This window comes from Mesorhizobium sp. M7A.F.Ca.US.006.01.1.1, assembly GCF_003997935.1.
In the GTDB taxonomy this organism is placed as follows: domain Bacteria; phylum Pseudomonadota; class Alphaproteobacteria; order Rhizobiales; family Rhizobiaceae; genus Mesorhizobium.
The window spans coordinates 1-12,465 of record NZ_RZQL01000208.1 but is presented as its reverse complement, the minus strand read 5'-3'; the positions used below and the strand labels follow the sequence as shown (position 1 = coordinate 12,465).

Sequence of the window (12,465 nt, the reverse complement as noted above, 5' to 3'; positions counted from 1 at the left end):
TGCCCCACGACCCAAAGGCCTGACCCCAGACGGCAAAACGGTCGGTGTCGGCGGCGACCATTTCCGGGCCGCCCTCGCCATAGGCCATGACCGGCAATGCGGCCGCGCCAACATCGCCGAAGGCGGCTCGGATACGAGAAGTGGCCGCATCGCGGACGAAGCGGCTGTCCTCGACCAGCATGCCCTTGGCCGAGGCGTGGACTTCGCCAGACAGCTGGTCGAAGGCGTCCTGGGCAACTTCTTCGGATGGCAGGCCCATAATGGCATCGAAGAGCGGATTGCCGCCGCCAAGGCTTTCGGCGCCGCCGCCGGTGGCGATCTGGTTGGGTGTCAGGCCGACCGCGGCAAAGGACTTTGCCTGCACCACGTCGAGGTAGACATGCGTCGCGTCGTAATTGGCGACGAGGCCGATGAACGGGCCGGCCCCGCTGAGCGTATAGGTGCCTGTGACGCCCGTATCGGCCTGCAGCACCGTGTAATGCGTGCCCAGCACATAAGGCGCGGCATCCGTCTTGACCACGTCGAGGACGGCTCCGTCGGCGATCGTCGCCGTGCCCGTCGCCAGGATGAGATCGGATTGGCCGGTCGAGGTCAGCTCGACCTGGTAGATCGAGCCCGCCGCCTGGTCGACATCGCCCGCGACATGGAGCGTGCCGATCGAATTGCCCGGCGCGATGATGCCACCCGACTGTGCGACGATGCCGCCCACCGTGCCGTTGCCGCCCAGCGTGCCGCCCGAGATAGCAACCAGCGAGCTGGCCAGCGAACCGTTCACGGCCAGCCGTCCGCCGCTGAGATTGGTGACGCCGGTAAAGCCGCTCGAATCGGCGGTCAGGTTCGTCGTGCCGGCGATCTGGTTGATCGTGCCGGCGCCGCCGATCGCGGAGGCGAAGGTGTAGTTGGCGCCGGTATGATTGAAGTTGATTGCGCCGGTGCCGGCGCCGAACTGGACTGCCGTGGCGCTAAGCATTCCGGGTGCTATCGGCGCCGTTCCGGCCGCGCCACCGATGTTGAGCGTGCCGACGGAGCCGACATGGCTGGCAATGGTGACGATGCCTCCGGCTGAAACCGCGCCGCCTTTCGAAATCGTCAGCGTACCCTTGCCGTCGAGGCCGATCGTGAGGCCCGCGCTGCTGGCCCAGCTCGAGCCGGCACCGTCGACTATCGCCGTGCCCGTCGAGCCTGGATTGTAGCCGACATAGCCCTCGACATTGCTGACGGCGCCGCCGTTCAAGACGTTCAGTTGGGCGGTTCCGAGGTTGCCGAGATAGAGGTCGCCGCTGCTGGCCCAGACGGAATTCGCGCCGATTACGGTCACGACACCCGTCCCTGTGGCAGCGGCGCCAACGGTACCGCCCGCGCTCTTGACTGTACCTCCGTTCGAGATGGCCAACGTGCCGCTGCCCGAGGTGCCGACGGACAAGGCTGAGCTGTTGATCCAGCTCGAGTCCGCGCCGTCGACGGTCACCGTGCCGGTCGAGCCCACCGAGTTGCCCAGGTGGCCGACGGTGTTTTTCACTTTGCCGCCTCCCTGGATAGTCAGCGTGCCGACACCACCGCCGCTGACGCCGACATAGAGAGCCGAACTGCTGTTCCATGTCGAGCCTGCGCCAGTGACCACCGCGGTGCCGGCGGAATAGTTGCCGAGATAGCTCAGAACGCTGTTTACCGCGCCGCCGTTCGAAATGGTCAACGTGCCGGTGCCCGCCCGACCGACGACGAAAAGGTTGCCGCTGTTGGTCCAGGTCGAGCCGGCGCCATCGACCATCACGGTGCCGACCGAGGCGGCACCGTAGCCGATGGTGGTCGAGGCGCTTTTGACGGCGCCGCCGTTCGAGATCGACAGCGTGCCCGTGCTGAGGCCACCGACATACAGGTCCGCGCTGGTCCAGATCGAGCCGGCGTTGGCGACGGACACCGTGCCGGTCGAGCCAAGCGAATTGCCGACATAGGCCGTATTGTTGCTGACCGCACCGCCGTGGGTGATCGCCAAGGTGCCGGCGCCGAAATCGCCAACAGCCAGGTTGGAACTGTTGGTCCAGGTCGAGCCGGCACCGTCGACGAACACCATGCCGGTCGAGCCTGCGATCGCGCCAATGATTCCCCCGCCATTGCTGACGGCGCCGCCATGGCTGATCGCCAGGGCGCCGCTGCCGAAATCGCCGACAGACAACGATCCGCTGCTGGTCCAGGTCGAACTGGCGCCATCCACGAACACCATGCCGGTCGAGCCTGCCAAGTGACCGATATGGGCCGCGCTATTGCTGACGGCGCCACCATTCGAGACCGTCAACGTTCCCATGCCTTGATCGCCGACGAACAGATTGGAACTGTTTGTCCAGGTCGAGCCCGTGCCGTCGACGGTGACCATGCCGTTGGAGCCCGCATGCCAACCGATGGTGCCCACGGCATTGCTGACCGTGCCTGCCTTGGTGATGACAAGCGTGCCCGTGCCATGTTCGGCGATATACAGGTCGCCGCTATTGGTCCAGGTCGAGCCGGTCCCGTCGATGGTCGCGGTGCCGGTGCCGCCGTAGCCGACGTGACCCACAGTGTCGCTGACCGCGCCACCATTTGAGATCGTCAAGGTACCTGTGCTGTTCGCGCTCGAGGCAAGGAAAAGGTCCGAACTGTTGCTCCAGAGCGAACCTGCTCCAGTAACGGTCACGACCCCGTTCGCGTTCGAAAGATAGCCTACAAAGCCGGCGGTGTCGGCGAGTGTCCCGCCATTGGTGATCGTCAGCGAGCCTGTGTAGCTGTCGATGGTGCCAAGGTACAGATAATGCGCTGCCGCATTCGCCCCATTGACCACGGTCGGATTCGGGAATGTCGGATTGAGAGTGACGTCGTCGCTCGAAGTGGGAACGGCGCCATTGTTCCAGTTCCCGGCGGCGAACCAGTCCGTGGAGGCCGCACCTGTCCAGGTGTCGGCAGCCGCAGCGATCGGCTGGCCAAGACAGACCAGCGCGGTTGAAGCCCGCGCAAGATACTTCAACGCCTTGCGGCTTCCAAATCCATTCTGCGGCATTCAATCCCCTGACGTGGCAGTCGTTTCGCCCTGAGGCTGACATGTCATTGGCATCAGGCGGTTGTCTTGGGCAGCGCCGCATCGGAATTGGACTGGAGGGAAATGCCCTGCCTTTTCCGCGCACTGTGGCGGTTTGGCACCATCGAACGCCGATTCTACGGGTATTTCCGAGTGTTTTTGAAAATCAGTCGGCCAAATCGGCGAAGTCCAAGCGAATTCTTGTCCGAAACGGCAATTAAATTGTCGTCGATGGCAGAAGTATTTGCTGCTCTGGACAGATCGTTATCTGGTCCAATACGGTGCAAGTCCCAATGTAGACGCGCACATAGAAAAGGCCTGGTTGTTCCTTGCAAAAGAATATCTTCTCGTCGGTCGACCTGCCGCCGCATCTGGATCATCACGCACGGTTCGCGCTGTGGCAGGACATCCATGTCGCCGAGATATGGTCGGTCGAATATACGATTTCCGAGAAGCTGTCGTTTCAAGCCGCGATCGAGGCCACGGCCGTCGGGCCGCTGGTGCTCGGGCAGATGGCCGGGACGATCAGGCATGCCAGCCGCAAGGCGAGCAATATCGCCGCCGATGGCCGTGACGGATATCTGCTGCTGGTCAACAATGGCGACACGGTGCTCAGTGGCACCCAGATCGGCCGCGACTATCGTGTGGGCAAGGGCGAGGCCGCACTGGTCTCGGCCTCGGAGGCGTTGCAGATGACCGGCGGCGACAACAATCTATGGGCCAATGTGGTGCTCCCGCGCATCGTGCTGGAGAATGCCTTCACTCATGTCGAGGACCGGTTGGCGTTGACTGTCGGAGCCGACAACGAGGCGCTGGACATGCTCAAGCGCTATTGCAGCTTCCTGGAAGCAGGCCCGGCCCTGGTCTCGCCCGACCTCATTGGCCACGCCACCGAAACCATCGTCGACCTGATCGGCCTGGCGACCGGCGCCAAGGGCGAGGCTGCGGAACTCGCAGGCCTGCGCGGCCTACGCGCGGCAAGGCTGCAGGCCATACTGCAGAAGATGGGGGACAATTTCGCCGATCCCGCCATTTCGGCGCAGAGCGTTGCCGGGCAGTTGCGGCTCTCGGTTCGCTATGTGCATGACCTGCTGCAGGAAACCGGGGTGAGCTTTGCCGAGCGCATTCTCGAACTGCGCTTGCAAAGGGCGCATCGCATGCTCCGCGACAGGCACAATGATCGCATGCGGATCAGCGAGATCGCGCTGCTCAGCGGCTTCTCCGACGTCTCCTATTTCAACCGCTGCTTCCGCCGCCGTTTCGGCTCGACGCCGAGCAGTGCCAGGTAGTCTCGCCGGCCGCCAACCCCGCTGGATACACGACACGCCACTCGACTGAGGCCGAATGGCCACACCAGCCGGGAAAGCGCTGCGATGCTTTCCGCGACAATTCGGGTGCGGCCCAGCCCAAGACGCGGCGGGCGGACAATGCAACACCGGATTTCTCGACAACAGCTGGATCTCCGCAGGTCATTTGTGCGGCGGGGAAGCAACATGGGGCGGCAGACAACAATGAAAATTCTTCTTCTCGCGACAGCCATCATCCTCGCGCCGGCCGGTATGGCGTGTGCGGCTGATATCAATGAGGCTTCGCCTGTTGCCTCCACCTATGACTGGTCCGGACTCTATGCCGGCGTCGACATCGGCTACGCGGCCGGAAACTCCAATCTGTTCATCGCTGGCGGCGGATTGGGCGGGGCCACCGATCTCAATGTCTCCACCGATCCGAACGGATTTATCGGCGGCGTCCATATCGGCGCCAATTACCAGATGGAGAACAGCTTCGTGATCGGCGCCGAGGCCGATATTGCGTATGGCAACATAGATGGGCTGACGGCCCTCGACGCCGGCGGGGGCGGTGTCACCACGCTGCTCAAGAGCGAACTCAAATGGCAGGGGTCGGCACGGCTGCGGGCCGGCTATGCTTTCGATCGGACCTTGCCCTACATCACTGCCGGCGTTGCCGCGGCCAAGTATGAGCTTATTGCGGTCAGTGCCGGTGGTCCTGCCGCCGAAGTAACGCTCCACAGCGACAGCCATGTCGGCTGGACCGTTGGGGCCGGCATCGAGCACGCCTTTACCGACAAGTGGATCGCTCGAGCTGAATATCGCTACTCGGATTTCGGCAGCCAGGACCTCTCGGTGGCCGCCGGCCTGCCTACCGAAACGCATGTCGATCTGCAGACGCAGGATATCCGGGTCGGGCTCAGCTACAAGTTCTGATTGCTGGTGCTACAAATCTCCCTCGGGAGATGGCCGGCAGGCCAGGGGGTCGGCGGGACTCGGCCTGCCGCCGCAGACGGGGTCGGCGCTCTACACGCGACGACCCCCTCTGTCGCCTTTGGCGACGTCTCCCCTCGAGTGGAAGATCAGCCGCTCTTCAGATAAGCTTCTCCAGTGTGATCGGCAGATCCCTGATCCTCTTTCCCGTCGCGTGGAACACCGCGTTGGCAATCGCCGGTGCGACGCCGACAATGGCCAGTTCGCCGACGCCCTTGCCGCCGAGCGCCGAGGAATGCAGGTCGGGGATGCCGACCGAGATAACCTCGATGTCGGGGATGTCGGCGTTGGTCGGCACGAGGTAATCGGCGAGGTTGTTGTTGACGATGCAGCCATGGCGGCGGTCGACGATGCCTTCCTCGAGCAGCGCCTGGCCGATGCCCATGATGATGCCACCCTTCCACTGGCTCTCGGCGAGCTTCGGATTGTAGAGCCGGCCCGAATCCAGCGCCGACACCACGCGCGACACGCGCACCGTGCCGAAATCCTCGTCGACACGCACCTCGATGAAATGTGCGCACCAGGAGTGGCGGGAGTAGTCGCCCTCGGTGTGCGGCAGCGCCATGGCGATGGTGGTGTAGTTCTTGTAGCGATCCTCTGGCGTCGAATTGGCCGGCATGGTGTCGCCGGTGGCTTCGATGTGGTCGCGGCCGACGCTTTTGAGCAGGTCGGCGATCGAGACATCGGGACCGTCGCCGCGCGGCGAGGCTATGCGGCCATTGGCGACGACCAGCGTGTTGGCCTGCAGCGTGTGGAAGGGCGAGCGCGGATCGCCGATGGCAAGACCCATCAACTGGTCGAGCGCCGAGGTTGCTGCCTTGTAGACCGCGCCGGTCATCACGCCGGCCAGCCGCGAGCCGCCGGTGACGCCGGCGCGCGGAAAGCGGGAGTCGCCGAGCTTCACCACCACGTCGTCAGCTCGCACGCCGACCGTTTCGGCGGCGGTCTGCGCCAGGATGGTGTAGGTGCCCTGGCCCATGTCGATCGAGGAGCTCTCGACCTCGACCGAGCCGTCGGCCAGGATGCGCACGATCGCTTCACCATAGGCGCGCCGCACCGGATAGGTGCCGGCCGCCACGCCCCAGCCGATCAGCTGGTTGCCGTCGCGCATCGAGCGCGGTTCGGGCGAGCGCCTGGACCAGCCGAAGCGCTCCGCGCCCGCGGCAAAAGCCTCGCGCAACTGTCTGGTCGACCAGGCTTTTTTCGCGTGCGGGTCTTGTTCGGCATAGTTTCTCAGCCGGATCTCCAGCGGGTCGATGCCGACCTCGTAGGCGAGCTCGTCGATGGCGCTCTCGATGCCGAAGGCTGAGGGGTTTTCGCCCGGCGCGCGCATGGCGCCGGGCACCACCGAATTGACCCGCACGACATTCTGCCTGGAGGAGAAATTCGGCGTTGCATACATGATCGAGGTGACCGATCCGAGCGGCTCGACCCACATGCCGTCGATGGATGTTTCATTGACGCCGCGATGCACGATCGACTGGATCTTTCCTTGCGTGTCGGCGCCGATCGTCACGGTCTGGCGCGTCGCGGCGCGGCCACCATAGCCGGTGAAGGTCTGCGGCCGCGTCATCACCAACCGCACCGGCCGGCCGAGCATTTTGGCGGCACATGCGGCCACCGCGCCATGGCTGAGCGCCAGCGCCTTGGAGCCGAAACCACCGCCAATATAGGGCGAGACCAGCCGCACATTCTCGAACGGCACGCTGAACCATTCGGCATAGGTGCGGGCCATCCCGTCCAGCCACTGGCTCGGCTCCCATACGGTGAGCCGGTCGCCCTCCCAGCGGGCGATCAGGCCATGCGGCTCCATCGGCGCCTGGTACTCGCGCGGCGTGTTGTAGGCGGCGCAGATCCTGACCGGGGCCGAGGCGAACGCACCTTGCGCGTCGCCCCATTCCTTGGTCATGGCGTCGATCGGGATGCCGTCGCCGGCCTTGGCATCGCTGAGGTCGACGATGGAAGGCGTCTCGTCATAGCTGACCTTGACCAGTGTTGCTGCCGCCACCGCCTGTTCGAAGGTCTCGGCAACCACGGCGGCGACATGCTGACCTGAAAAGGTGATGTCGCGCGCGAGCGGGCAATAGGGCTTGTCGGGCGGCGGTGTGCCGAACCAGTCCGCCGCGGTCCTCAGGCTGATGATGGTGTCCGGCGTCAACACCTGCAGCACGCCGGGTGCTGCCTTGGCCGCCTTTGTGTCGATCGCGCGCACCTTGCCGGATGCAATCGTGCTCCCGACCAGCACGGCGTAGGCGAGGCCTTCGAGCTGCTGCTCTACGGCGTATTTCGCCGCGCCGGTGATCTTGGCCGGGCCGTCGACGCGCGACAGCCGGCCGCCGACGGCTTCGGTAAAAGCGCCGTCGGATGCATCCCCATGCCTGATGTTGTGAACGGTCATGCCGTCTCTCCCAATTTGAGGATGGCGCGGGCGACGACGCGCGGCGCCAGTTCGACCTTGTAGTGGTTGGCGCCATGATCGACGGCGCCTCCGACGGCGAGCAGGCTGGCGGCGCGCACAGTGTCCGGCTCCAGCACCTTGCCTATCAAGGCTGCCTCGACGGCTCGCGCCCGCCATGGCTTGGTCGCGACGCCGCCGAGCGCGACGCGCAAATCGCGGATGGTGCTCCCATCGGCCTCGAACTCGATGCCGACCGCCGCGCTCGCGGCGGCGAACTCATAGGACTGCCGGTCGCGGATCTTCAGGTAGGTCGAACGCCGGGTAGCGGCCGAGCCGGGGATTTCAATGGCGGTGATCATTTCGCCCGGTTCGATCGCGTGTTCCCTGTCCGGCGTGGTGCCGGGCAGCAGGAAAAAGTCGTCGACCGGGATCTGGCGCTCGCCCAGATGCACGATCGCATCGAAGGCGACCAGCGCCACGGCGAGGTCGCCCGGATACATGGCGATGCAGGTGTCGCTGGTGCCGAGCACGGCGTGTCCCCTAGTGACACCGCCAATCGCCGAACAGCCGCTGCCGGGTTCACGCTTGTTGCAAGCGGGGAAATCCGCCGGGTCACGGAAATAGGGGCAGCGGGTGCGCTGCATCAGATTGCCGCCGATGGTCGCCATGTTGCGGATCTGCGCGGAAGCCGCCTGCCACAGGGATTCGGAGATGGCGGGGAAGTGGATCTTGATGTCGGCATGGTCGGCGACATGGCTCATCCTGGCCAGCGCGCCGATGGTGGCGCCGCGTTCGTTCACCTCGATCCTGTCCAACCCCTTGAGATGGGTGATGTCGACCAGCGTCTCGGGCTCGGCGACGCCGCATTTGGCGAGGTCGATCAGCGTGGTGCCGCCGGCGAGCAGCATGGCGCCGGGCAGGGCGGCCGCCTGGCGTGCCGCAGCGAGCGAATCGGCGCGCACATACGAAAAATCCCTCATGATGCGACCTCCAGGGCGGCTTGGCGAATGGCGGCGACGATGTGCGGATAGGCGCCGCAGCGGCAGAGATTGCCGGCCATGTATTCGCGGATCTCGTCGTCGGAGCCGGCGTGGCCCTCACGAATGCAGGCGACCGCCGACATGATCTGGCCTGTTGTGCAATAGCCGCACTGGAAGGCGTCCTGTTCGAGGAAGGCAGCCTGCACGGGATGCATTTCGCCCTCCCGTGCAAGCCCCTCTATGGTGGTGACGGTGCGGCCCTCGACTTGTGCGGCCAGCGTCAGGCAGGCCAGCACGCGCTCGCCGTCGACATGCACGGTGCAGGCGCCGCACTGGCCGTGGTCGCAGCCCTTCTTGGTTCCGGTCAGGCCGAGCCGGTCGCGCAAGGCATCGAGCAGCGTGACGCGCGGCTCGAGTTGAAGATCGTGATGACGGCCGTTGATATCGAGATGAACTGGGATTGTTGTTTTGGTCATGGGCGTCTGGCTCCAGTTGCTTGACGCGAAGTCGGTTGATCTCATGTTGGGCCGGCGGGGACCCAAAGCGTGTCGCGTCTGAACCGATTCAGGCGACCCGCTTTAGGTCTTTGTTTTTATGCATGTCGTTCTCCCAAAACCGAGGTCACTTTTGGGGGGACATGCATTACACCGGCTGTGCGGCCGTTCGCAGCCGCTCCCTGCCCTTCGGGCGCTCAGCCCTTTAAAAAGGCCCGCTGGACCTTTTGATCCGCCCGAAGGCGGACCGGGCCTTCACCGTTCGTCGTTCGGGGAGCCAAGCTTGGCTTCCCGCCCGCTTCGCGGACCACTCCTCACCCCAGCAGGTCCTCGATGCGGATTGGAAAGCGCCGCGGCCGCACGCCGGTCGCATGCCAGACTGCATTGGCGACGGCGCCGGCCGTGCCGGTGATGCCGATTTCACCGACACCCTTGATGCCGAGTGCGTTGACGTGAGGGTCGTCCTCGTGGACCAGTAGCGCCTCGACCGACGGAACGTCGGCATTCACCGGGACATGATATTCGGCGAGGTTGGCATTCTGGATCCGGCCAGAGCGCCGGTCGGTGATGGCTTCCTCATGCAGCGCGAACGAGACGCCCCAGATCATGCCGCCATAATACTGGCTGCGCACCAGCCTGGGATTGATGACCCGCCCGGCGGCGAACGCGCCGACCAGCCTTGTGACGCGGATCTGGCCGAAATCCGGATCGACCTTCACCTCGGCGAACACGGCGCCGTGCGCGTGCTTGGCATAGGTTTCCTGGGATGCCGGATCGGGAGCGCCCTTGCCATGGCCCTCGATCTCGGTGAGGCCTGCGCGCGTGAGGATCTCGGCATAGCTTTCACCGCGGCTTTCATCGTCGCGCCGGAAAAGGCGGCCGCCGCGCGCCAGCACGCCTTCATTGCCGGCGCCGTAGAGCGGTGAGTGCTCGTCACCGGTGGCGAGATCGGCGAGCCTAGCGATGACGGCAGCACCCGCATTGTGGATTGCCATGCCGGCCGTCGCCGTGTGGCCGGATCCGCCGGCAATGCCTGCATTGGGCAGATCGGAACTGCCGGCCCTGAAATCGACCTGGTCGATATCCAGTCCCAGTCCGTCGGCTGCGATCTGGGCGAAGGCGGTCCATGCGCCTTGCCCCATGTCCTGCGCGCCGGTCTCCATCACGCCGCTGCCGTCGCTTCTCAGCACGGCGCGGGCCTCGGCCTGGAACATCAGGGCCGGAAACGTCGCCGTGCCCATGCCCCAGCCGGTCAGGAAACCGTCGGCGTCGCGCATCAGCCGTGGCTGAAGCGGGCGGCTTGCCCAGCCGAACGTCTCGGCCGCTTGCCTGTAGCATTCGAGCAGCGCCTTGGAGGAAAACGGCTTGCCGGTCATCGGCTCGACCTCGGCATAGTTCCGCAGCCGGAATTCCAGCGGGTCCATGCCGCAGGCGTGAGCCGCCTCGTCGATGGCGCTCTCCAGCGCGATCGAGCCGGTGGCTTCGCCGGGCGCCCGCATGAACAGCGGCGTACCGGTATCGAGCCGCACCGCATCGTGCGAGGTGGCGATGGCCGGGCTGGCGTAGAGCGTGTGCGAGGCATCCGCCGCCGGTTCGAAGAAATCGTCGAACGTGCTCGATGCAGTCTTGGCGTGATGGTCGAGGGCCGTCAGCCGCCCTTCGCCATCCATGCCCATGCGCAGCGTCTGGCGCGTCGGCGCACGGTGACCGACCGGCCCGTACATCTGCTCACGCCGCAGCACCAGCTTGACCGGACGGCCAACGAGACGCGCCGCCAGGATGCCGAGCACCTGCGGCCCGGAGATCATGCCTTTCGAACCGAAGCCGCCGCCAAGGAAGGGGCTGCGGATGTGGACGTTTTCCGGTGCGATGCCAAACAGGCCGGCGATGCGGCCCTGCGCCATGGCAAGGCCTTGGCTCGGCGTGTCGATCGACAGTGTGTCGCCATCCCAGGCGACGACGATCGCATGCGGCTCCATGGCGTTGTGGTACTGGGCCGGCGTCTCGTAGGTGGCTTCGATCCGTGTCTTTGCCGATTTGAGGCCGGCCTCGACATCGCCCTTGTGCTGCACGGCCGGACCGCCGACGCCGACAGCACGCGGCACGAAGCTTTCGGCACCGTCGAGGCCAACGCGCGCCGGCAGCACTTCATAGCGCGGCGACAGCAGTGCCGCGCCCTCGGTCGCCGCCTCCAGCGTCTCGGCGATCACCACGGCGATGCTCTGGTTGGGGTAGCGGACCTGATCGTTTTGCAGCAAGTCGAGCCGGAACATGAAGGGATGGTCCTTGGCGTCCGGATCGGCGGCGAGCGCCGGCCGGTTCTTCGGCGTCATCACCTCGACCACGCCCTGGTGCGCCTTGGCTGCTTCGACATCCAGCGCGGCAACGCGGCCGCGTGCGATGCTGCTGACCGCCAGCACGGCGTAGAGCATGCCGGGCGGATGGTTGTCGGCGGCATAGCGCGCGGCTCCGGTGACTTTCAGAAAGCCGTCGCGGCGGGTCAGCGGCTGGCCGATGCTGGAGCCTTGCCGGGCATGGGTGGGTTGCTGGTTAAGGCTGAGTTCAAGCGTCATGGCGCACTCCGGGAATGTTCGAGAACGGGGAGGCAGGAAGGGCTGGCAGACGCTCGGGCGTTCCCGAAAGCGCAGACATCAGCGCCCTGACCACGATGCGGCGGGCAAGCTCGATCTTGAAGGCATTGTCGCCGGAGGGGCTGGCATCGGCCAGGGCAGCGTCCGCGGCGCCGGCGAAGGTCGCCTCGCTGGCGTCCGCGCCAAGCAGGACGGCTTCCGCCGTTCGTGCCCGCCACGGCTTGGCCGCGACGCCGCCCAGCGCCAGCCTTGCGGCGCGGATCTTGCCGCCGTCGACGACGAGCGCCGCCGCGGCCGATACGACGGCAAAGGCATAGGAGGTGCGTTCGCGGACTTTCAGGTAACGGGCATTGGCGGAGAAGGAGGCAGCCTCCGCCGGCAGGCGCACCGCCACGATCAGGTCACCGGGCTCCAGCGCATTCTCCCGCTGCGGCGTTTCGCCGGGAAGCCGGTGGAATTCCTCCAGCGTCACATGGCGCCGGCCCTTCTTGCCTTCGATCTCGACCACCGCGTCGAGCGCCACCAGCGGCACGCAGAAATCCGACGGATGGGTGGCGATGCAGGCGTCGCTCCAGCCGAGCACGGCGTGCAGGCGGTTCTCGCCTTCCAGCGCGTCGCAACCGGCGCCAGGCTCGCGCCTGTTGCAGGCGCTGGCGGTGTCGTAGAAATAGCTGCAG

8 protein-coding genes are annotated in these 12,465 nt (G+C 65.6%); 2 read left to right on the top strand and 6 right to left on the bottom strand.

Annotated elements, in window-relative coordinates:
- On the bottom strand, positions 1–3,028 hold a 3,028-nt coding region (locus tag EN943_RS28080), incomplete at its 3' end, for an autotransporter outer membrane beta-barrel domain-containing protein (RefSeq protein WP_127415479.1).
- Between the two features lie 347 nt (positions 3,029–3,375).
- Between EN943_RS28080 and EN943_RS28075 the strand changes: the two genes are divergently transcribed.
- Entirely contained in the window at positions 3,376–4,335 is a 960-nt protein-coding gene (locus EN943_RS28075) for an AraC family transcriptional regulator (RefSeq protein WP_127415478.1), read from the top strand.
- A gap of 222 nt (positions 4,336–4,557) precedes the next feature.
- Positions 4,558–5,268 carry an outer membrane protein gene (locus tag EN943_RS28070; RefSeq protein ID WP_164778415.1) on the top strand — a complete coding sequence of 237 codons (711 nt, stop codon included), beginning with the start codon at positions 4,558–4,560 and terminating at the stop codon, positions 5,266–5,268.
- 157 nt (positions 5,269–5,425) lie between these two features.
- Here the strand turns inward: EN943_RS28070 and EN943_RS28065 are convergent, their stop codons facing one another.
- From EN943_RS28065 to EN943_RS28045, 5 genes are all read right to left on the bottom strand, one after another.
- Complete coding sequence (locus EN943_RS28065; RefSeq protein ID WP_127415476.1) at positions 5,426–7,723, bottom strand: xanthine dehydrogenase family protein molybdopterin-binding subunit; 2,298 nt, start codon at positions 7,721–7,723, stop codon at positions 5,426–5,428.
- The gene (locus tag EN943_RS28060; RefSeq protein ID WP_127415475.1) at positions 7,720–8,703 is read right to left on the bottom strand and encodes a xanthine dehydrogenase family protein subunit M; all 984 of its coding nucleotides are present in this window, start codon (positions 8,701–8,703) and stop codon (positions 7,720–7,722) included. Before EN943_RS28060 ends, EN943_RS28065 begins: the two co-directional genes overlap by 4 nt.
- Positions 8,700–9,179, bottom strand: a complete 480-nt coding sequence (locus EN943_RS28055; protein ID WP_127415474.1) for a (2Fe-2S)-binding protein — start codon at positions 9,177–9,179, stop codon at positions 8,700–8,702. The genes EN943_RS28060 and EN943_RS28055 overlap by 4 nt, the downstream gene beginning before the upstream one ends.
- A gap of 332 nt (positions 9,180–9,511) precedes the next feature.
- Positions 9,512–11,770 (bottom strand): xanthine dehydrogenase family protein molybdopterin-binding subunit, encoded by a 2,259-nt coding sequence (locus EN943_RS28050; protein WP_127415473.1) that lies wholly within the window; start codon positions 11,768–11,770, stop codon positions 9,512–9,514.
- Positions 11,760–12,465, bottom strand: a 706-nt coding sequence (locus EN943_RS28045; protein ID WP_127415472.1) for an FAD binding domain-containing protein, incomplete at its 5' end; no start/stop codon positions are given. The genes EN943_RS28045 and EN943_RS28050, both read right to left, overlap by 11 nt.